The organism is Paraburkholderia sp. J7 (assembly GCF_905220155.1).
Classification (GTDB): Bacteria; Pseudomonadota; Gammaproteobacteria; order Burkholderiales; family Burkholderiaceae; genus Paraburkholderia.
This window is the reverse complement of the sequence record NZ_CAJMYZ010000003.1, coordinates 21184-42696: the sequence shown is the minus strand read 5'-3', so window position 1 is coordinate 42696 and position 21513 is coordinate 21184. Positions and strand designations below refer to the sequence as shown.

General features: G+C 66.8%; 19 protein-coding genes. 11 read left to right on the top strand and 8 right to left on the bottom strand.

Translation table 11 applies throughout. The annotated features are described in order from the left end of the window. Positions 1–113 precede the first annotated feature (113 nt). The 5 genes from U5A58_RS05675 to U5A58_RS05655 all read left to right on the top strand — a co-directional run bounded on the left by U5A58_RS05675 (position 114) and on the right by U5A58_RS05655 (position 7386). Entirely contained in the window at positions 114–1367 is a 1254-nt protein-coding gene (locus U5A58_RS05675; RefSeq protein ID WP_321960656.1) for a DUF1479 domain-containing protein, read from the top strand. A 102-nt stretch (positions 1368–1469) separates the two neighbouring features. Continuing rightward, the gene (locus tag U5A58_RS05670; protein WP_321960946.1) at positions 1470–2513 is read left to right on the top strand and encodes a transporter; all 1044 of its coding nucleotides are present in this window, start codon (positions 1470–1472) and stop codon (positions 2511–2513) included. 104 nt (positions 2514–2617) lie between these two features. Further along, positions 2618–4522 carry a diguanylate cyclase gene (locus U5A58_RS05665; RefSeq protein WP_321960655.1) on the top strand — a complete coding sequence of 635 codons (1905 nt, stop codon included), beginning with the start codon at positions 2618–2620 and terminating at the stop codon, positions 4520–4522. A gap of 125 nt (positions 4523–4647) precedes the next feature. Beyond that, positions 4648–6258, top strand: a complete 1611-nt coding sequence (locus U5A58_RS05660; protein ID WP_321960654.1) for an EAL domain-containing protein — start codon at positions 4648–4650, stop codon at positions 6256–6258. A gap of 156 nt (positions 6259–6414) precedes the next feature. Then, positions 6415–7386, top strand: coding sequence for a sulfonate ABC transporter substrate-binding protein (locus U5A58_RS05655; protein WP_321960653.1), 972 nt, complete (start codon positions 6415–6417; stop codon positions 7384–7386). Positions 7387–7423: 37 nt separating this feature from the next. Here U5A58_RS05655 and U5A58_RS05650 read toward each other — a convergent pair whose 3' ends face one another. The 5 genes from U5A58_RS05650 to U5A58_RS05630 all read right to left on the bottom strand — a co-directional run bounded on the left by U5A58_RS05650 (position 7424) and on the right by U5A58_RS05630 (position 13848). Then, entirely contained in the window at positions 7424–8365 is a 942-nt protein-coding gene (locus tag U5A58_RS05650) for an ABC transporter substrate-binding protein (RefSeq protein WP_321915574.1), read from the bottom strand. A gap of 112 nt (positions 8366–8477) precedes the next feature. Continuing rightward, positions 8478–9521 carry an ABC transporter permease subunit gene (locus U5A58_RS05645; protein WP_321915575.1) on the bottom strand — a complete coding sequence of 348 codons (1044 nt, stop codon included), beginning with the start codon at positions 9519–9521 and terminating at the stop codon, positions 8478–8480. A 41-nt stretch (positions 9522–9562) separates the two neighbouring features. Beyond that, positions 9563–11116, bottom strand: coding sequence for a sugar ABC transporter ATP-binding protein (locus U5A58_RS05640; RefSeq protein ID WP_321960652.1), 1554 nt, complete (start codon positions 11114–11116; stop codon positions 9563–9565). Further along, complete coding sequence (locus U5A58_RS05635) at positions 11103–12362, bottom strand: ROK family transcriptional regulator (protein ID WP_321960651.1); 1260 nt, start codon at positions 12360–12362, stop codon at positions 11103–11105. The genes U5A58_RS05640 and U5A58_RS05635 overlap by 14 nt, the downstream gene beginning before the upstream one ends. A gap of 355 nt (positions 12363–12717) precedes the next feature. Beyond that, positions 12718–13848, bottom strand: a complete 1131-nt coding sequence (locus tag U5A58_RS05630; RefSeq protein ID WP_321960650.1) for an MBL fold metallo-hydrolase — start codon at positions 13846–13848, stop codon at positions 12718–12720. Positions 13849–13936: 88 nt separating this feature from the next. On the opposite strand from U5A58_RS05630, the gene U5A58_RS05625 reads away from it, so the two are divergent. From U5A58_RS05625 to U5A58_RS05600, 6 genes are all read left to right on the top strand, one after another. After that, complete coding sequence (locus U5A58_RS05625) at positions 13937–14554, top strand: TetR/AcrR family transcriptional regulator (RefSeq protein ID WP_321915578.1); 618 nt, start codon at positions 13937–13939, stop codon at positions 14552–14554. A gap of 94 nt (positions 14555–14648) precedes the next feature. Then, on the top strand, positions 14649–15002 hold the full coding sequence (locus tag U5A58_RS05620; RefSeq protein WP_321960649.1) for a YciI family protein: 354 nt from the start codon (positions 14649–14651) through the stop codon (positions 15000–15002). 145 nt (positions 15003–15147) lie between these two features. Next, positions 15148–15567 (top strand): YciI family protein, encoded by a 420-nt coding sequence (locus U5A58_RS05615; protein WP_321960648.1) that lies wholly within the window; start codon positions 15148–15150, stop codon positions 15565–15567. A gap of 32 nt (positions 15568–15599) precedes the next feature. After that, complete coding sequence (locus tag U5A58_RS05610; protein WP_321915581.1) at positions 15600–16022, top strand: VOC family protein; 423 nt, start codon at positions 15600–15602, stop codon at positions 16020–16022. Next, positions 16019–17323 (top strand): RNA polymerase sigma factor, encoded by a 1305-nt coding sequence (locus U5A58_RS05605; protein ID WP_321960647.1) that lies wholly within the window; start codon positions 16019–16021, stop codon positions 17321–17323. The genes U5A58_RS05610 and U5A58_RS05605 overlap by 4 nt, the downstream gene beginning before the upstream one ends. Before the next feature lie 113 nt (positions 17324–17436). Next, positions 17437–18507, top strand: a complete 1071-nt coding sequence (locus U5A58_RS05600; RefSeq protein ID WP_321960646.1) for a hypothetical protein — start codon at positions 17437–17439, stop codon at positions 18505–18507. A gap of 15 nt (positions 18508–18522) precedes the next feature. On the opposite strand, the gene solA is transcribed toward U5A58_RS05600, so the two are convergent. From solA to U5A58_RS05585, 3 genes are all read right to left on the bottom strand, one after another. Next, entirely contained in the window at positions 18523–19680 is a 1158-nt protein-coding gene (gene solA, locus U5A58_RS05595; protein WP_321960645.1) for an N-methyl-L-tryptophan oxidase, read from the bottom strand. Between the two features lie 132 nt (positions 19681–19812). Next, a complete protein-coding gene (locus U5A58_RS05590) occupies positions 19813–20094 on the bottom strand; it encodes a hypothetical protein (protein WP_321960644.1) in 282 nt (93 codons plus the stop codon). Between the two features lie 265 nt (positions 20095–20359). Next, positions 20360–21385: a LacI family DNA-binding transcriptional regulator gene (locus tag U5A58_RS05585; RefSeq protein ID WP_321960643.1), complete on the bottom strand. Its 1026-nt coding sequence runs from the start codon at positions 21383–21385 to the stop codon at positions 20360–20362. Positions 21386–21513 lie beyond the last annotated feature (128 nt).

The following is a 21513-nucleotide window of genomic DNA, read 5'->3' as shown; positions in this document are numbered from 1 at the left end:
TCATGTCCAGCCAGCTTTCTGAAGATGTCGCCTGCGTTGAACCGGCCAGAAGCGCCCCATTCGAGCGTATGCTTGCCGTTAAACGACGGCATTCAACCCCGATGGAGACACGCATGGCGGCACTTCAGATCGACGATGTCCCGGCCGCGATCCGGCAGGCCAAGCGCATGTTGCGCGCGCAACTGCCGAACTATCGCGAAGTGTTCGAGGAGGTCGCGCAGGCCATAGGCGAAGAGGCGCGGAGCATCGCGCGGCTGCGCGAGGCGGGCGAGTCCGTGATTCCGGAGATCGCCTTCGCCGATATCGCGGCGCAGCGCGTGAGCGCCGAGACGATCGCGCGCGTGAAAGCGCGTGGCGCCTGCGTGATCCGCCGCGTATTCGAGCCGGAGCAGGCCGCGCGCTGGGATGCCGAAATCGCGGAGTACGTGGCGCGCAACGATCTCGACGCGCTCGCAACCCAACGCGCGGCGCAGCGCAATGCCCTCCCGCCGCAAGCGAGCCGCCCGCTGATCTACGGCTTGTACTGGTCGCGCCCGCAGGTGCAGGCGCGCGAGTCCGCCGAACTCACCGCCGCGCGCGTGTTCCTCAACCGCCTGTGGCGCCACGAGAGCGAAGGGCGCGTGCATTTCGATCCCGATGTCGTGCCCGCCTACGCCGACCGCCTGCGGCGCCGGCCGCCCGGAACGGCGGCGCCCGGCCTCGCCGCGCATTGCGACGGCGGCGCGGTCGAGCGCTGGGTCGACGAGAGCTTCCGCCAGGTGTATCGCCACGTGTTCTCGGGCGACTGGCGGCGCTACGACCCGTTCGACGGCGCTTACCGCACGCACGCGAGCGAGATTCCTTCGCGCATCGCTTCTTCGATGTTCCGCACCTTCCAGGGCTGGACCGCGCTCACGCCGCAGGGCCCCGGCGACGGCACGCTGCAGATCGTGCCGATCGCCAACGCCATGGCGTACGTGCTCCTGCGCGCGCTGCAGGACGACGTGGCCGAAGACGACCTGTGCGGCGCGCTGCCGGGCCGCGGGCTGCCGATCAGTTCCGAATGGCACGCGCCGCTCATCGACGCGCTGACATCGATTCCGCAGATGCAGGCCGGCGACACCGTGTTCTGGCACTGCGACGTGATTCACTCGGTGGAAGACGAGCACCGCGGCACGGGATACAGCAACGTGATGTACATTCCGGCCACGCCGGGTTGCGCGAAGAACGACGCCTATTTGCAGCGCCAGTTGCCGAGTTTCCTCGAAGGCCGCAGCCCGCCGGACTTTCCCCCTGAGCACATCGAAGCCGATCTGGCGGACCGGGCGGGCGTAGCCGATCTCACCGCGCTCGGCCGCACCCAGCTAGGTCTGCCGGGCGCCGCCTAGCACAGGCAGATGACGCGCGCGTGTCGGCGCATCGATTCGCGCGCTTGCCTGCAAAAGCACGCCTATGGCATGCTGTGCGCCGATCAACCGGCCATGACGACCATGGATTTCGCTTCGTCCGTCGCAACGTATGGCGCCGACCTGTCGGGTCTCGTTTGCGGTTTTCGCTTCACGCCCGGGCAACCCGGGCAGTCCGTCACGTGCGACGATGTCCTCGACGCGCTGCGGCGCACGCACGAAAGCGGCGAGCCGCAAGCCGCGCACGACGACACGTTCTACTGGCTGCACTTCAATCTCGCCCACGCCGCGGCACAACCGTGGATGCGCGCGCATCTCGACCTGCCCGACGCCTTCTTTGAAATGCTCGTGGAAGGCTCGCACTCCACGCGCATCGAACACGTGGACAACGGGCTTTTCGCCGTGGTCAACGACGTGATGTTCGATTTCGAACTCACGCCTTCGCAGATCGCGACCCTCTGGTCATACACGCACGAACGCATACTCGTCACGGCGCGGCTGAAGCCGCTGCGCTCCATCGACCGTCTGCGCGGCTACGTGCGCAACGGCGAGACGTTCCGCTCGCCGGCCGAGTTGCTCATCCACTTGATGCGCGATCAGGCCGACCTGATGGTGGAGATCGTGCGCCGCACGAGCGTCGATGTCGATCGCGCCGAGGACCAGTTTCTTGCCTCGCGCCGCTCGGCGAGCCGTCATGAACTCGCGGCCATGCGGCGCATCCTGGTGCGCCTGCAACGGATGCTCGCGCCGGAGCCTGGCTCGATTTTCCGTCTGCTCGCGCGCCCGCCGCGCTGGCTCCAGCTAGCCGACATGCAGGACCTGCGCGAGGCGACCGAGGAGTTTTCGCTCGTGCTGGGCGACATGGCCGGACTGGTGGAACGCATCAAGCTCCTGCAGGAAGAAATTGCCGCGCGGCTCGAAGAGCAGAACAACCGCACGCTTTTCACGCTCACGCTCGTGACCGTGCTCGCGCTGCCGATCAACATTGTCGCGGGCTTTTTCGGCATGAACGTAGGCGGCATTCCGCTTGCGGAAAACCGCCACGGCTTCTGGCTCATGGTGGTGCTGGTCGCGACCTTCACGGCGCTGCTGGGATGGTGGGTGTTCCGCCGGCGCGCGGACACCTGAGGCACGCGTTGCCTATGAGGCACCGCAGGCTTGCGGGGCCGCCGCCGGGCCCTCACGCGCGCACTATATACTAGGCGCTCGAATTTCCTGTTTGAGCGCCTGCCATGACCGTTCCCTCGTCGACGCCCGAGGCCGTGCCCCCCGTAAGCGATGCCGCGTATGCCGGGGTGCGGGAGCCGGACGCCGACCTGCGCGAGCCGTTGCGCTCGCACGATCATGCGGTTTTTCCCGGCGCCGGGCACGCAACGGCGGACCCGTTGCTCGATGGCCTGTTGCGCCTCGTCGCGGCGCATTTCGGGGTGGCGGCAGCCTGCGTGGTGCCCGGCGAGGCGCCTGCCGTGCACGGGCGCGGCGCCGGCGTGGACGAGACGGTCTACGAAGCACTGCGCACGCTTGCGCATCCGACCAGCGAAAGCGGCGCACGAGAGCCGCTCATCGTGCCCGATATATCCACCGACCCCGCCTGGTGCACTGTGCTTGCACACGCAAGCAAGCCGCTCCGGTTCGTGGCCGCGTGGCCCTTGTACGGCGCGCAGGGCGAGCACGTCGGCAGCCTCTGCCTGATCGACCCCGCCCCGCGCGAGCTGGACGCCGCCGCTCGCGCGAGTCTCGGCGACTTTGCGCGCGTGGCGGCCGCGCTGGCCGCGCGGCCGGCGCGCGCCACGAGCCGCGATATCGACGTTCCCGCCACAGACGAACCCGCGCTGTATGCCGAACTCGAAGCATTGCGCGAGCAGGAACGGCTGCTCGCGCACGCCATCGACGGCAGCGGCACAGGCATCTGGGACCGCGACGTGGTGACGGGCGAGATCCGCTATTCGGATGGCTGGAAGGCAATACTCGGCTACGCCGGGCACGAGTTGACGAGCCGTATCGAAGACAGCTATCTGCGACTGCACCCCGAAGACGCCGAGTACGTGAAGGCCGCGATGCAGGCGCACTTCGAAGGCCGCACGCCGACCTATGAGGTCGAGCACCGCATTCGCTGCAAGGACGGCCGCTACAAGTGGATCTGCAGCCGCGGCAAGGTCATGAGCCGCGACGCGAGCGGGCGCGCGCTGCGCATGATCGGCACGACCACGGACATCACCTCGATGCGCGAGATGGCCGAGCGTTTGCGCGAGAGCGCGGCGCTCATCACGAATCTCACGAACGAGGTGCCGGGCCTCGTGTTCCAGCGCCGCCAGACGTCCGGCGGCCACGCGTTGTTCTCCTATGCGAGTGCGGGCATCGCGGAAATCTTCGAAGTCACGCCCGCGCAGGCCGCGCACGACACGGCGTGCATCGACGCGCTGATTCATCCCGACGATCTCGACGCATGGCGCGCCTCGTTCGAGCAGTCGGCGGCGAACCTCACGCCGTGGCATCTGGAGTTTCGCGTGCTGCTGCCGCAGCAGGGCTTGCGCTGGCGTCAGGGCGATGCGAGGCCGCAGCGGCTCGCCAATGGCACGACGGTCTGGCATGGCTTCATCACGGAAGCGACCGAGCGCAAGCGTATCGAAGCCGAACTGCAGGAATTCGCGAGCACCGACGGCCTCACGCGTCTGGCCAACCGCCGTCACTTCATGGCCCGCGTCGAGGCGCAGCTTGCGCAGGCGCGGCGCGGCGGCGCCAGTGCCGCCGTGATGATGTGCGACCTCGACCACTTCAAGTCGATCAACGACCGCTGGGGCCACGCGATCGGCGACGACGTGCTGCGCCATTTCGCCGAGATCCTGCGCACGCAGTTGCGCGTGGGCGACCTGGCCGGCCGTATCGGCGGCGAGGAGTTTGCGATCCTGCTCGCTGCCACCGACCTCGAAGGCGCGCATAGCGTCGCGCAGCGCATACAGGAGCGCTTCGCCGCACAACCGCTCGCGGTGGTGGGCGAGGTCGTGGCGCTTACCGTGAGCATCGGCATCACGCTCATGAACGCCGCCGACATGAGCGCCGAAGCCGCGCTCACGCGCAGCGACTTCGCACTCTATCGCGCGAAAAAAGGCGGACGTAACCGCATCGAATGCGCATAATGCGCGGCCACGTTAGCTGACGTTCGCGTACGGCGGGCACCGCTCACGCGCGCAGCGCGCGCGTTGGTGTATGTTGGCGCCATACCGTAGCCGCCTTCCATGACGGCCCAGGTGCGGAGGACGCTTTGCCCGAAGTCTCGCCCAACCCCGGCGCAGTCCGCGCGCGAGTGTCGCGTTTGCTCGTGCTGCTGCTCGTGGCGCTGATTCCGATCGTGCTGTGTGTGGCGCTCGGGCGCTACGAGGCCGAGCGTATTGCGCGGCGCGAGGCGACGCTCGCTTCCACGTTCATCGTCGGGCAGGTCGTCTCGATCGTCGAGACAGCGCAGAGCGCGGCCCACACGCTCGCGCCGCGCGCGGCCGAGGCATGCGAGACGCTCTCGCCGGACCTCACGCTCAAGGCCGCCGCCGTGCCGTATGTGCGCACACTCAACATCCTGTATGGCGGCCGCTTCACCTGCTCGTCTGCACTCGCGCAACACTCGATTCCTGCCAACGGCGTGCTCAACGGCTATGTGCCACCCTCGAACGGCGAATGGCTCAGGATCGTCAACGACACGCCGATGGTGCGCAACCGCCCCTCGCTGCTGGTTGGCGTAGCGGGCGAAGCGGGGCGCGCGGTCGTGGCCGTGGTGGATGTGCAGTATCTGCTGGACCTGCTGCATGGCGCCGCGCCGCTCACGGTATTTCGCCAGGCCGAGTTGAGCGTGGGCGAGGGCACCGTGTTGCGCGAAGCCATGGCGCTCGTGAACGTGCGCGGCGCGCCGTTGCTGGCCGACGTGCAAAAGCGCATGTCGGGCACCACGATCGACCTGAAGATCTATGGGCGGCCCGAGCGCATCAACGAAGCGTGGGGCGCTCTGCTGCTGCGCTATCTGCCATGGGCGGCCGCGCTCTCCGCGCTGCTCGTATGGCTCGTGCGGCGTTTGCAGCAAAACGGGCGGTCACGCCGCGATCAACTGCTGCGGGGCATGCGCGCGAACGAATTCCACGTCGAATACCAGCCGCTCTACGGTGTGGCGACGCAGCGGTGCGAGGGCGTGGAGGCGTTGCTGCGCTGGGTGCGGCCAGGTCAAGGCGCGACGCGTCCGGACGAGTTCATCCAGGCCGCTGAAGAAGAGCACGTGATCGTGCCGCTCACGCAGCATCTGCTGAAGCTCATCGCGCGTGACGTCGCGGCGTGGGACATCGCGCCGGGCTTTCACCTCGGGGTCAATTTCGCGCCCGAGCATTTGTCGGGCGAGCAGCTCGTGAGCGACGTGCGGCGGCTGCGCACGGCCGTGGCGCAGCGCGGCGCGACGATCACGGTGGAAATTACCGAACGCACGCTGGTGTGCAATACCGAGCAGGCGCGCAACAGCCTCTTGACCTTGCGGCACGAGGGCGTCAACGTCGCCATCGACGACTTTGGCACCGGGTATTGCTCGCTCTCGTATCTCGAAAAATTTCCATTCGATATCCTGAAGATCGATCGAGGCTTCGTGCTTACGATCGATCCGGAAGGCAAGAAGGCGGCGGTGCTCGACGCCATCATCGACCTTGCGCATAGCCTGGGGGCGCGGCTCGTGGCGGAAGGCGTGGAAACCCAGGTGCAACGCGACTATCTGTGCACGCGCGGCGTCACATACATACAGGGCTTTTTCTACGCGAAGCCCATGCGCTCGGAGGCGTTCATGCGCTGGTATCGCGCGAACGGGGCGCATATGGCGCCCGATCCGCACATGGCGGCGGGTGCTTAGGGCTCAGGCGCGGTGTACGCGGGCGCGCATTCCCGCTGGGGTGATTTGCTTAGCGCGAAACATCGGTTCTGGGAGCACGTGTATGCCGGTAGCATCGACGGTTCGATGGCTGCGCCGTGTGGGTGCATGCCCAAAGCCAACACGGATTAGCCGAACATGACTCGCCCCACGCATCCTGCAGCCTGGTCACGCCGCCATTTTCTCGCCACGCTGGGCGCGACGCTCGCCAGCGCGGCGCTGCCCGCCACCGCATTCGCGAAATATCAGCCCGACCAGTTCCGCATCGGCTACCAGAAGGCCGCGAGCACGCTGGTGCTGCTCAAGGCGAACGGCACGCTGGAAACGCGCCTCGCGCCGCTCGGCATCAAGGTGTCATGGACCGAATTCCCGGCTGGGCCGCAATTGCTCGAAGGCCTGAACGTGGGCGCAATCGACTTTGGTTACGTGGGCGAAGCGCCGCCCGTGTTCGCTCAGGCCGCGGGCGCGGATTTCGTCTACACGGCGTACGAACTGCCCACGCCGCACGCAGAGGGCGTGGTAGTGGCAAAGCAGTCGCCGATCCAGGACGTGGTTGGGCTGAAGGGCAAGAAAATCGGCCTGAATCGCGGCTCGGACGTGCATTGGTTTCTCGTCGCGCTGCTGCAAAAGCACGGCCTTTCCATCGCCGACGTGCAACCCGTATTCCTCGCACCCGCCGACGCGCGCGCGGCGCTGCAAAGCGGCGCCATCGACGCCTGGGCGATCTGGGACCCGTTCCTCGCCGCCGTCGAATCGCAGGATGGCGCGCGCCTCGTCGCCGATGCCAGCGGCGTGGCGAGCCATCATCAGTTCTTCCTGAGCCAGCGCGAATTCGCGCAAAACCGCAAGGACGCCCTCGCGATCGCGCTGGACGAACTCGGCAAGACGGGGCAGTGGGTGCGCGCCAACACGGCGGCGGCCGCCGCGAAGCTCTCGCCGATCCAGGGGCTGGATGCGGCGACGATCCAGACCGGCCTCACGCACTACGCGCATGAGTACCGGCCTATCGACGCCGCCGTGATCGCGCAGCAGCAAAAGATCGCGGACACATTCTACGAGCTGAAGATCATTCCGCGCCGCGTGGTGACGAAGGACGCCGTGCTCGCATGACCGCCGCGAGCACGGGCGCCCCGTGCTCATGCAACGCTTAGTGCGACGACCAGCCCTTGTAGCTGCCCACGTTGTCGCGCGTGACGAGTTGAGGCGTCATTTCGATCATCGGGTTGGCGGGCTTCTTGCCGTTCATGATGTCGTAGCCCACCTGCACGGCCGTTTGCGCCATCTTGTACGGGTCCTGGCTGGCCGAAGCCTGCACGAGCGTGTCGGTCTTGAGCGCCGTTTCGATATCGGGTGCGCCGTCCACCGAGGTGATCACGATGTTGGTGCGGTGAAGTTGCTTCGCGGCGAGGTCGCTGCCAATGGCCTGCGGATCGTTGATGGCGAACACGCCGTCAAGCTTCGGAAAGCGCGTGAGATAGCCCTGCATCACATTCATGCCGCCTTCGCGCGAGCCTTTGGCGTCCTGGTCGTCGGAGAGGATCTTGATGCCCGGCGCCTTGGCGAGCACCTGCTTGCAGCCGTTCACGCGGTCGATCACGGCCGAGACCTGCGGGCCGTTCTGGATGATCACATTACCCTTGCCGTTGAGCTTCTTCTCGAGGTATTCGCACGAAATCGCCCCGGCTTTCACGTTGTCGGTCTGCACGGTGGCGTTGGCGCCCGCGGCGCTCACGTCCACCGCCATCACTACGATGCCGGCCGCCTGGGCCTTTTTCACGGCGGGCTCGATCGCTTTCGGGTCGGTCGCGTTCAGCAGGATCATGTCCACGTGCGCCGAAATGAAGTTGTCGATTTGCGTGAACTGCTTGTTGAGGTCGTAGTCGGCGGAAACGGCCGTGACCTTGGCGCTCGGGTTGATCTCCTTGGCCTTCGCCTGCGCACCCTGCACGATCGTCACGAAGTAGGGATTGCCGAGCGAACCCACGGTAATGCCGATCGACTTGAGCTGCTTGTCGGCGGCATGCGCGCCCTGCAGTGCGAAGCCAAAGGTGAGGGCGGCAGCGGCGAGAACGGCTTTTTTCTTGAACATGAGGTTGTCTCCTGAGGGGGCCTGCTTGGGTCCTGTTTGAGTGCTTTCCCGGCGAGCGCAGCAGGACCGCCTGCGCTCGCGCCTGTTTCTGTCCGTTGACGGATTCAGTGGCTCACGTGCGGGCCGAGCCACGCTGGCGGTAGCGGTCCAGCGCCACGGCGCCGACGATCACGAGGCCCTTGATGATGTACTGCCAGATGTCCGAGACGCCGAGCAGCACGAGCCCATTGGTCAGGACTGCGATGATGAGCGCGCCGATCAGCGTGCCGATAATCGAGCCTACGCCGCCCACGAAGCTCGTGCCGCCCAGAATGACCGCGGCGATCGCATCGAGTTCATAGGACTGGCCCAGTTGCAGGCCGTTGGCCGCGTAGAGCCGGGCGGCGGACATCACCGCGCCAAGCCCGGCGAGCAGACCCGAGATGGCATAGACGAACATCTCGATGCCCCACACCTTGATGCCAGAGAGGCGCGCCGCTTCCGGGTTGCCGCCCACCGAGTAGATGCGCAGGCCGAGCACCGTGCGGCGCAGCACGAACCACGAGCCGGCCACGACCACGAGTGCGATGATCACGAGCCAGGGCACGCCGAGCACCGTGCCGTTGCCGATGAATGCAAACGAGAGCTGCGGGTTGAAGATCGTCGTGTCGTGGCCCATGAGGCGCGCAATGCCGCGCACCGCCGTGAGCGAGCCGAGCGTGACGATGAACGGCGGCAGGCGCAGGAGCGAGATGAGCGCGCCGTTGATGAGGCCGAAGCCGAGCCCCACCGCGAGCGCCATGGGCACGCCGAGCCAGCCCCAGCCCGCGATGTTCGAGCCGATCATCGCGGCCATGGCCGCGGCGGCCAGCACGGAACCCACCGAGAGGTCGATGCCGCCCGTGAGAATCACGAAGGTCATGCCGGCGGCGAGCACGATGTTGATCGACGCCTGCTGCGTGACGATCGAAAGATTCTCCAGCGTGAAGAAGCCATCGGTGAGCACACCGAAGCCGATACACAGCAGCACCAGCACCGGCAGCATGCCAGCCGTGCGCACGAGCGACTTCATGCGTTGGCGGTGGCCGTCGACCGCGACGCTGCGTGCGGGTTGAGCGCCTTGTGCGGGCTGCGTGGGCGAGGCCGCGACACCGTGCCGGGGAAGAATGCTTTTCATGTCGTACTCCTGAGGGACGTTTCTTGCGTATGCGGTGAAGGTCAAGCGGCTTCGCCGAGCGGTTGCTGCGAGCCGGTGGCGAGTTCTATGATCGCTTGCTGGGTGATCGGCTTACCCGTATAGCCGCCAAGCTCCCCAGCGAATTCGCCTTCACGCATGACGAGCACGCGATCGGCCACACCGATGATCTCGGGCAGTTCGCTCGAAATCACGATGATGCCCACGCCGGTTTTGGCGAGGTCGTTGATGATGCGGTAGATCTCGGACTTCGCGCCGATATCGACGCCGCGCGTGGGCTCGTCGAGAATCAGCACGCGCGGCTTCGTTTCCAGCAGCCGCGACAGCAGCACCTTCTGCTGGTTACCGCCCGAGAGCGCGCCCACGTTCACGCGCGAGTTCGGCACGCGAATGGAGAGCGAGCGGATGGCTTCCTTCGCGCGCTCGCCGCCGCGCGCGAGGTCGAGCACGCCCATGCGCGCGTCGCGCCCGGCCACGGCCACGTTGATGTTGTCGCGCACGCTCATGTCGAGAAAGAGGCCTTGATGCTTGCGGTCCTCGGTCAGATACACGAGGCCCGCGTTGATCGCATCGCGCGGCGTGTGCACATGGAGCGTCTTGCCGTCGATGGCGATCTCGCCACGCGCGCGCGGCTCCGCGCCGAAGATCAGGCGCGCAAGCTCGGTGCGGCCCGCGCCGACGAGGCCCGCAATGCCGAGCACTTCGCCCGCGTGCAGGTCGAGGCTGCAGCCGCGCACGCGCTTGTCGTCGGCCACGTCGCGCACGGTGAGAACGGCCTTGCCCGGATCGTAGGGGGCATGCGCCTTTTTGTAGAAGCCCGAAATATCGCGGCCCACCATCATGCTCACGAGGCTTTCCGCGTTGAGCGCGTCGCGCATGAGCGTGCCGACGTAGGTGCCGTCGCGCAGCACGGAAACGCGATCCGACAGTTCGTAGATCTCAGCCATGCGGTGACTGATGTAGATGATCGCCAGCCCTTCGTCGCGAAGCTGGTTGATGAGCTTGAAGAGCCGTTCCGTTTCGCGCGAGGAGAGCGGCGTGGTGGGCTCGTCCATTACGATGATACGGGCGTCGCTATGCACGGCGCGCGCGATCTCCACGAGTTGACGCTCGGCGATGGAAAGCGAGCCGACCAGCGTGGTGGGCCCGAAGCTCGCGCCGAGGCGCTTGAGCACGTCTTCGCAGCCGCGCTCCATGGCGCGGCGGTCGACCGTGCCGAAGCGGCGGCCGCCTTTGCGCAACTCGCGGCCCGCATGAATGTTCTCCGCGACCGAGAGATTGGGCGCGAGGCTCAGCTCCTGATAGATCACCGCCACGCCCAGTTCGCGCGAGGCGTGCGGCCCATCGATCACGACCGGCTTGCCTTCGATGAGAATCTCGCCGCCGGGATCGGCCTGGTAGGCGCCCGAGAGAATCTTCATCAACGTGGACTTGCCTGCGCCGTTCTCGCCCATGAGCGAGTGGACCTCGCCGGGAAAGACGGTGAGGCGCACGTTGTCGAGCGCGCGTACGCCCGGAAACGTCTTGCTGATGCCCCGCATTTCCAGCAGCGGCGGCGTGGACTCAGAGGGCGACATGGCTCTCCTCCTGCGCTTGTGCGTAAGTTTGTGCGCCGGCGCCCATGAGGATGCCCGCGCGCGGCGAAAAGTTGAAAAACATGGGCAGCGTGGCCGCGCCGAGCGCGCCCGCATCGGGTCCGAAGGTGCCGCGCACGAGGGCGGGTGTGCCGCGCGCCTCAGGCGCGGTGGCCGCCACCGCGAGGCGCAGGCGCTGCATGAGCGTGTCGATGAGGCCCGCGTCCACGTCGGCGTCGAGCACTACGGCGGGCACGTCGAGCACGCAGAAGGCGGAACGCAGCGCGGGGGCGAGCGCATCGATGCAGTCGTCGAGCCATTCCTGCACGCCGGGGTGGCCGCGCGCGATGCAGGCTTCGAGATCGGCGCGGCTGTCGATCGTCTCGCCGCAATACTGCAGGTGACGCCGCAGCGCGATGAGCGACGCGCGCGAAAGCAGGATGTCCCACTGGCCCGCCGGCTTGTGCGCGGAGGGCAGGCGGCTTGGCGGCACGGGCATCACCGCGAAGTCGCCCGCATTGCCGGTGAGGCCGCGCACGCAGTCGCCGTCGATGGCAATGCCGCCGCCAATGGCCGGGCCGAGAAACAGATAGAGGAAGTCGTCGCGCTGACGCCCGCAGCCGTAGAAAATCTCGGCGATGGCGGCCGCGTTGCCGTCGTTTTCGCTGAACACGGGCAGCGCCGTGGCGCGCGCGAGTTCGCCCGCGAAGTCCACGTCGTTCCACACGCGGAAGGTGTCGGTGGGCAGGCCCAGTTCGCGCAGCCAGCTGCCGAGGTTGTACGGCTGCGCGACACCGATGCCAGCCACGCGGCTGCGTTCTTCGACCGTGAGGATGCCTAACAGCTCGGCGATATCTCGCTGCACGATTTCTTGCGCGACCGAGGGTTGCGGCAGCAGCATGTCGCGCGAGCGGCGCTCGATCATCTGGCCGGCGAAATCGACGAGAACGGTCTCGATGTTGGTCCGGTCGAGCCGCACGCCGATGGCGAACGCGCCACGCGGCGAGAGGCGCAGGAGCGAGGCGGGCTGGCCGCGCTGACCGTCGCGGCGGCCGCTCACCTCGATCAGGCCATTGGCCGTAAGCGACGTGATGATGGTGCCGACCGCCGTGCTCGTGAGATTCGCGAGACGCGCGAGATCGGCCTTCGACGCCTCGCCCGCGCGACGCAGCGCCTGCAGCAGCAGGCGTTCGTTGAAGCGGCGGACGTTGGCGGAATTGCTGCCCTGACCGACATGCGGACTTCTCACTTGTCTCCTCCTGTCGACCCGGAGTTAGTGCTTTAGCACTGACTCCGGTCCCATGCAAAGCTCCCATGCAAAGCTGAAGGGAGCGTCGGCGTTCGGGGTATCCGTCGCTGACTAAATAAATCAAGTTGATTTATTTAATGCCAGAAATCGGGGGCTGTCAGCCTGGGGAAATCCCGTTAAGGGTAATGGGGTGCGATGAGGCGGGCCGGCGCGATTCGCGGCCGTCCGATGCAAAAGCTTAGGAGACTTTTGGAGGGAAGGGGAAGAAGCGGGGCGGGAGCAGCTAGCGTGCCCGCGCGCGTTTGTTTATGTGTGCGGCGCGCGGGCAGCGGTGAGGAGGGACAGGCGCAAAGCGCTACGAGGACCGGGCTTCACCCGTATCTCGGCAAGCAAACCAGCGGCGCGCCGTGCGCGGCGGCTCTGCGCTTTCGGCCACTTCCCGCCACCAGCGCTCGCCGCGATGCGGCTGCGCCAGATCGAGTCGTTCTCCCATGCGCGGCGTGGAGAGCGTCACGCCGCGCGCGAGCGCGAGGCCGGTTACGCGCTCGAACGGATCCTGCCAGCGATGCATCGCCAGATCGAATGTGCCGTTATGAATCGGCACGAGCCAGTCGCCGCGCAAATCCACGTGCGCCTGCACCGTTTCCTCGGGCTGCATGTGGACGTACGGCCAGTGCGGGTCGTACGCCCCCGTCTCGATGAACGTCGCGTCGAACGGGCCAAGGCGCTCACCAATCGTGCGAAAGCCGTCGAAGTAGCCGGTGTCGCCGCTGAAGAACACGCGCAGGCTGGCGTCGGAGATCACCCATGAAGCCCACAGCGTGCTGTTGCCGTCGAACAGGCTGCGCCCCGAGAAGTGCTGCGCCGGCGTAGCGGTGAATTCAATGCCCTCGACGCTCGCGCCTTGCCACCAGTCGAACTGGCGCACCTTCGCCCCGTCGATCCCCCAATCGATGAGCCGGTCGCCCACGCCAAGCGGCGTGAGAAAGACGCCCGTCGTCGCGGCGAGCGCGAGCACGGTTTCGCGGTCGAGGTGGTCGTAGTGGTCGTGCGAGAGGATCACGCCGCGCAACGGCGGCAGGTCGGCCAGCGCGATGGGCGGCGCGTGAAAGCGCTTCGGCCCGAGGTTCTGAAACGGCGAGGCGCGCTCGGCGAACACGGGGTCGGTGAGCCAGTAGTGGCCGCGCAGCTTGAAGAGCAGCGTGGAATGGCCAAGCCGGTAGACGCTGCGGTCGGGCGCGGCGGCGAGTTGCTCGCGCGTGAGCGTGTGCACGGGCAGCGCGCCGGCGGGCATGGTGCCGCCCGGCTTATGAAAGATCATGTTCCACATGATCTTCAGCGTCTTGCCAAGGCCCTCGACCGGGCGCGGACGCACGTTGCGAAAGCGCTCGCCGTCATGCTGCGGCGAAGTGTGCGAGAGCTCGCGGCCGCGTTGTGCGGCACTCAGGCCCAAGGTACGGCTCAGCGATGCGAAAGGCGAGGTCATGGCGGCGGCTGCCTCTGGGAGCGTGAAGTAGACTACACAGTGTAGTTTAAACTGGCGAAAAGTAAACTATGTGGTGTAAGATTTTGAAATGGATTGCACCCCAGCCACCCCTCAGCGCCTGACCGACCGCAAGCGCGCCGCCATTGTCGCGGCGGCCATCGACGAATTCCTGACCTCGGGTTTCGACGCCACGAGCATGGACCGTATTGCCGCGCGCGCGAGCGTCTCGAAGCGCACGGTCTACAACCATTTCCCAAGCAAGGAGGCGCTGTTTGCGTCGATCCTGTGCCAGCTCTGGGACGCGAGCGCGACCGCCGACGCGCCTGCTTATCGCGCGGGCGAGCCGCTGCGCGCGCAGCTCATCGAGTTGCTGATGCGCAAGCTGCGGCTCCTGAACGACGAAGCGTTTTTCAAGCTCGCGCGCGTGGCGATCGCCGCGGGCATCCACTCGCCCGAACGCGCGCGCGACATGGTGGCCCGCATTGGCGAGCGCGAAGAGGACCTCACGATCTGGGTGCGCGCCGCCGCCGCCGATGGCCGCCTGAAGGCGGCCGACCCGGCGTTCGCCGCGCAGCAATTGCAAGGCGTCGTGAAGGCGTTCGCCTTCTGGCCGCAGGTCGCGATGGGCCAGCCGCCGCTCGACGAGGCGCAGCAGCGCCAGGTCGCCGAATCGTCCGCCGACCTCTTCCTCGCGCGCTACGCGTAAGCGCCTGCAGGCGCGCACGGCCCCGACGCCCGCTGGTTCTTCTGGCATAGACTCTTGCCTTTCAGGATCGCAGGCTGACCGGGAGGACACCTTCATGGCATTCATGCTGCTCATCGCCGAACCGCGAGGCCAGCGCGATACGCGCGCGCAATCCGAAGGCGAGGCGCTCTACGCGCGCATGGTCGCGTTCGCGGATCAACTCGCCGTCGAGGGCAAGCTGATCGACGCGCACGCGCTTACCGCCGACGCGAACGGCGCCCGCGTGCAGGTGCGCGAAGGCCGTACGAGCATCGTCGACGGTCCGTTCGCCGAAGCGAAGGAGATGATCGGCGGCTTTTTCCTCGTCGATTGCGCCACGCGCGACGAGGCGCTCGCCATTGCGCAGCGCTGTCCCGCGGCGCAATGGGCGAGCATTGAAGTGCGTGAAACCGGGCCGTGCTTCCGCTGAAGCGGCTTCCTTCCAGGTAGTTTCCCCAGGCACGTAATAAATTTCGCTGTCCGTTGTCGATTTCCGTGGGCGCCGCGCGTCGTGTTCATGAGCGCCCCCACGGGGGCCTTCGACCATTCCCGAACGTCACATTCAGGAGAAGACAATGCGATTCATGATCATGGTGCGCGCCAACGCGTTGACCGAAGCGGGCGAGCCGCCCGACGACGTGGAAATATTCGCCGAGATGGCCCGCTATCACGAAGACCTGGCGAAGGCGGGCGTGCTGCTCGACGCCTCGGGCCTGCAGCCAAGCTCTCGAGGCTTTCGCGTGCACTACACGAACGGCAAACCCACGATCGTCGATGGCCCGTTCGCCGAGACGAAGGAGCTGATTGCCGGCTATACGCTGATCCAGGTGCGTTCGCGCGACGAAGCGATCGAATGGGCGCGCCGCTTCCCGTCTCCCTTCGGCCGCGCTGAATGTGAGGTCGAAGTGCGGCAGCTCTACGAACTCGACGAATTTCCGGCGTGCGAGGGCGTGGAGAGTTTTCGCCAGCTGCAGCAACAACGTAAGTCATCCTGAGCATTTTCATCGATCACTGCGAGAACACACTCATGCATAAGCACATCTTCGTCAATCTGGGCGTGCGCGATCTCAAGCGCTCGATGGACTTCTTCGGCCAGCTCGGCTTCACGTTCGACCCGAAATTCACCAACGACCAGGCCGCCTGCATGGTGCTGGGCGAAAACATCTACGCCATGCTGCTCACCACCGGCTTCATGCGCAATTTCACCGACAAGGCGCTCGTCGACGCCCGCGAAAGCACCGAGGTGCTGACGTGCCTCTCGTGCGTGTCGCGTGAGGAAGTGGACACGCTCGTGGACAAGGCGCTTGCGGCGGGCGGCACGTCGAAGCGTCCGCCGATGGAAAACGGCACCGACATGTACGGCCGCAGTTTCGAAGACCCCGACGGGCATATCTGGGAGCTGATGTATATGTCGCCGGCCGCGATTGAAAAGGGCGCGCACGGTTCGTGACCGGGCGAGGCGACAAGCGGGACGCATTCGCCGCCACGCGCCGCGCGGTCGAGGCCGTGTGGCGCATCGAGTCGGCGAAGGTGATCGCCCACGCCGCGCGCATTGTGCGCGACGTGGGCGTGGCCGAGGAAATCGCGCAGGACGCGTTCGTCGCCGCGCTTGAAAGCTGGCCTGCGAGCGGCATTCCCGAGAACCCCGGAGCGTGGCTCATGACCGCCGCGAAACATCGCGCGCTCGACCGGCTGCGTCGCGCGGCTTCGCATGCCCGCGCGCACGAGGCGATGGGCGCGGATCTCGAAGCGCTCGAAGCGCACTTCGCACCCGACTTCGTCGAAGCGCTCGACGCCGCGCGCGAGGACGAAATCGGGGACGATCTGCTGCGGCTCGTGTTCGTAGCGTGCCATCCGGTGCTGCCGAAGGAAGGACGCGCGGCGCTTACGCTGCGCTTGCTCGGCGGCCTCACCACGGCGGAGATCGCGCGCGCGTTTCTCGTGCCGGAGGCGACCGTCGCGCAGCGCATCGTGCGGGCCAAGCGCACGCTCGCGGCCGCCAAGGTCCCGTTCGAAGTGCCGCGGCTTGCCGACCTCGAACCGCGGCTTGCTTCGGTGTTCGAAGTGATTTACCTGATCTTCAACGAAGGCTATGCGGCCACGGCAGGCGCGGACTGGACACGGCCCGCGCTCTGCGAAGAAGCGCTGCGGCTTGGCCGCATGCTGGCGGAACTCGTTCCGCTCGAGGGCGAGGCGCACGGTCTCGTTGCGCTGATGGAACTGCAGGCTTCGCGCTTGCCCGCGCGCGTGGACCGCGCAGGGCGCGCCGTGCTGCTCGCCGATCAGGACCGCGGCCGGTGGGACGCGCTATTGATCCGGCGCGGACTCGCCGCGATTGCGCGCGGTGCGGCTTGCGCGGCTGCGCCGGGCCCGTACGCCCTGCAGGCTGCGCTGGCGGCGTGCCATGCGCGCGCGCCGAGTGCGGCGGCGACCGACTGGGCGCAAATCGTTTCGATCTATGACGCGCTTTTGCAACTCGACGCCTCGCCCGTCGTGCGCCTGAATCGCGCGGTGGCGGTGGGCATGGCGCAAGGGCCGCAGGCGGCGCTCGACCTTGTCGATGCGCTGTGCGCAGAGCCCGCGCTGCGCCACTATCCGTGGCTGCCGGCCACGCGCGGCGACTTGCTCGACAAGCTCGGGCGCCATGCGGAGGCGCGCACGGAATTCGAGCGCGCGGCCGCGCTCACGCAAAACGCGCGCGACCGCGAAGTGCTGCTGGCAAGGGCGCTGGCGTGCGCGCCGCGCATATAGAACACGAGCCGCTGAGCGGCAATTCCCTGCACGTCTGAAATTTCGGGGCACAACGCTTGCTACCTGTGCGCGCGGACCCACTCTCTGCGCGCGGCCGGCCGCGCAAGCTTGCAATGATTTCAAAAACGACGATTCTGGCGGTTTCGTGCTCGGCTTTGCTGGGCACGGCATGTGTGCATCTCGGCCCGACGCGCTTGCGCGCGGATCAGGTCGACTACGCAAGAGCGTTAGGCGATGCAAAAAAGCGCGAAATACTCGCGGCGGTGGTTGGATTGCGTTACGGCGATGCGCCCGCCTTCCTCACGGTGAGTTCGATCATCGCGGCGTATCAGTTCGACTCGACGGCTGGCGCGACCGGCAATATCGGCTCGGGCTCGGAACCGAACTATGCGCTGGCGACCGGCAGCGTCTCCTGGTCGAATCGCCCGACCTTCACATTCTCGCCGACCACGGGCGAAGCGTTCGCGTCCGCCTACATCCGTCCGCTTGCGCCTGAACTGATCATGCCGCTCGCCGAAGGCGGTATGCCCGTCGATCTGCTGTTGCGCATCAGCGCGCAATCGATCGGCGGCCTGCAGAACGGCAGCGCGCTAGGCGGAGACGGCAGCGCGGGCTCGGCCGGGTTCTTCCAGCTGCTGCAGGCACTGCGTCGCCTGCAACTGGCCGGCGAGCTGAACGTGGAGTCGCGCAGCGAGAACGGCAGGAACAGCGTGTTTCTCGCGCTCGGCGCGACGAACAGCGCGCAGTCGCCGCAGGTTTCGGCGGACCTTGCGCGCGTGCGCGAACTGCTCCATCTCGCGGCCGACACGCGCACCTACGAGATTGTCTACGGACCCTCGGCGCAGGGCGGCAACCGCATTCCGCTGGTCACGCGCTCGGTGCTCGGCATCCTCACGAATATCGGCGCCCAGGTTCAGGTGCCGGACGCCCAGGTGCAGAGCGGCGCGACGAAGCCGACCGTTGGACTGATCGGGGGCGAAACGCGTCCGATCATCATCGTGCACGCGGGGCCGAAGGCGCCTGCGGATGCCTATGTGGCGATCGACTACGACGGCACGGCGTACTGGGTCGAGCGCGCCGATTTCGATTCGAAATATGCGTTCACGGTGCTGCAAAACCTCATGGCGCTCGCGGAAGCCGATACGAGCAGCAAGGCGCCGGTCGTGACGATTCCCGCGAACTAGGCCAAGGCCGCCCCGTCATGCGAAGCGCTTGCGCGCGAACATCGCGAGGTCGATGCGGCTTTCGCCTTGCGTGATCCGCTCGGCGAGCGCCTCGCCGATTGCGCTGGCGAACTTGAAGCCGTGCCCGGAAAAGCCGGTCGCGACGTGCACGTTCGGGCAGGTGGGCACCCGGTCGATGATGAAATGCTCGTCCGGCGTCATGTCGTATTCGCATGCGCGGCCCACGCGCAGCTTGCCCGCGCCAGGTAAATAGCGTTCCAGAAAGGCCTGGAGATCGCCGAGGTCAGACGGCTGCGCACCGAATGGCGCGAGCGGGGCGTCCGCCGCCACGGGCTCGCCGCCATCGTGTCGGCCCAGTTTCAGGCCGCTGCCGTCGAGATCGGGGAAGCCGTAATAGGCCCCCACTTCAGAGGCGACGGAAAAGCCCGGAAAACGCTCCGGCGCAAAGAGGCCGGGCTCGCCCTCGAACCACGCAAAGCTCTTGCGCACGCGCGTGACCGGAACCTCGAGGCCCAGCGGGGCGAGCAAGCCGCGAGTCGATTTGCCGGCGCATACGATCAGGTCGCGCGCGGTGAACTTCTCGTTCTTGTCGGTCCAGACGTTGACGCTCTCGCGCCCATGGCACTCGATGCGTGCAACATGCGTATTCGTGCCGAGCGTGGCGCCGAGCGCGGTCGCGAGCTGGCGGTAAGCGCTGATCGCGCGCTCGCAATACAGCACGCCCGCGCCGGGTTCGAAGCTCGCGATCTGCTCCGGCCTGAGGCGCCATGCTGGCCAGCGCCGGCCGGCCGTGGCTGCGTCGAGCGTTTCGAGCGCAATGTCGTAGCGGGCTGCGCTCGCCTGCACCTCGCGCAGAAACGCGTCGCCGGGCGAGCCGATATTGACGACGCCCGTGCGCACGAACAGGGCCGTTTGCGCGTGCTGCTCGAGGTCTTCCCAAAGCTGCTGGGCGCGCAAGGCGAGCGGCACGTAGGCGGCGCCTTCGCCGTAGGCGTGGCGGATGAGGCGCGTGGCGCCGTGATGCGCGCCCTGATCGTGAGGCGGATCGCCGGCGTCGAGCAGCAGCACCTTGTTGCCGAGGCGGCTCAGATAGTAGCCCGCGGCCATCCCCATCGAGCCTGCGCCAACGATGATCGTGTCGAAATGTCGATTGCTTACGTTCGTGTCCTGCATGTGTGCCCTGTGCGCGCCAAGGCGCGCGAACGTCTGCGCGCGCGGCCCCGCACATCGGGACCGCGCGCACGTAAAGGGCATTCATTGTCGGCGCTTCGCCCGCACCTGTCGAGCGAGGCCGCGCGCGCCGGATCAGACCCGCTCGTGCGGCGGCAAACTGAGCAGGGCGTCGCGTTCGAGCCGGTCGAGCAGGTCGACGATGCGCTTGCGCTGGGTCGCAACGAGATCGTAGGTTTCGGCCACGGCTCGCAGGCGCTTGCGCCAGTAGGCGTAGTCGAAGCCGCTCACCACAGCGTCGCCGTGGTGGGTGTAGTACTGGACCATGCGCTCGACGTGGTCGAGCTGCGTGTCTGCCAGCGCTGCGGGCAGTAGCCCCGTGATCTTCGGAGGCACGTGTTTGGCCAGGATGCTCATTTTCTTTTTGGGTTCTCTCAGGTCGCCATGGTGGCTGCACGGCCCGAATCGGCGCGTTCCTGGCATATGAAATGCCGCGCACGGCTTGCCTCTCCCCCGGCAGGCATTGCCATGCGGAACGCAGAAATCCGGTCCATCAGACGGGCCAGCCGCCGCAGGAGCAGGCAGACGTGTCTCGCTGTAGCGCAAATGTAGCGCGCTCGGCCGGGGCTGCTTGACCTTGCGTCTCAATTTTCGGTGCGGTGGCGTTTTCGCCACAACGCATTCAGGCCCGCGCGCGCCGCCTGCGCGGCCCCGTGGACATGCGCGTGACCAGCTCCGGCGGCGGCCCGAGCACCATGGGCGGCTGCTGCTCCGGTTCTGCGATCAGCCGGATCAGGCTGCGGATCGATAGTTCGGCCACGGCCTCGGTCTGGATCGCGACCGTGGTGAGCGCAGGGCGCATCTGATGGGCGAGCTGAATGTCGGTGATGCCGATCACGGACACATCATCGGGCACGGCGCGCCCCATGCTGACGAGCGCCTGAATCGCGCCGATCGCGAGCAGGTCGTTGGTCGCGAAGATCGCGCTCACATTCGGGTGCTGCGCCAGCAATGCCTGGCAGGCCGCGTAGCCGGAGTCGATCGAGTCGCGCACCTGCATCTGCGCCACGCGCGCGGGATTCACGCCGCCTTCGCGCAAGGCCGTTCGGAATCCTTCCGAACGCGCGTCCTGCAAGCCGCCGCAGCCGTCGCCGATCAGCATGGCGATATTCCGGTGTCCCAACTCAAGCAGATGCTGCGCGGCGAGCGCACCGGCGCGCGCGAAGTCCACGGCCACGCACGGCAGCACGGGCGGATTTTCGGGGTGCTCCCACATCGCCAGCAGAATAGGGCCGTTGTGCATGGCCGAAATGCACAGCTCGTTCATGGCGATGTCGGTGTTCATCACGAGCACGCCATCCGCGAAGGTGCCCGCAATCTGGTTCAGGTAGGCACGGCCGATTTGCGCGTCGTCGTCGGTGTTGCAGACCATGAGGAAGTGGCCCGCCTTGCGCGCGGCGCGCTCGGCCGCGAGCACGAACTCGGGGTAGAAGGGGTTGGAGATGTTCGAGAGCATGAGCGCGAGCGTGGAGGAGCGGCCCTGCGCGAGCGCGCGCGCATTGAGGTTGGGCCGGTAGCCCAGTTCGGCGATGGCCTGCAGCACGCGCTCGGCTGTCTCGGGGCGGACTTTCTCCCGGTTGCGCAGCACGTTCGAGACGGTCGCCGCGGTAACGCGAGCGCGGCGCGCGACTTCTGACAAGGTGACCATGGAGGACCTTTCCCACATTCAGGGAAGATGATTCAAATGTTGCAATGCTGCGGCCGGGTTTGCTACTTTTCTCCCACAACATCAAAGGAGACAACGAATGCGCGAGTATGCCGGATTCGAATTTAAGC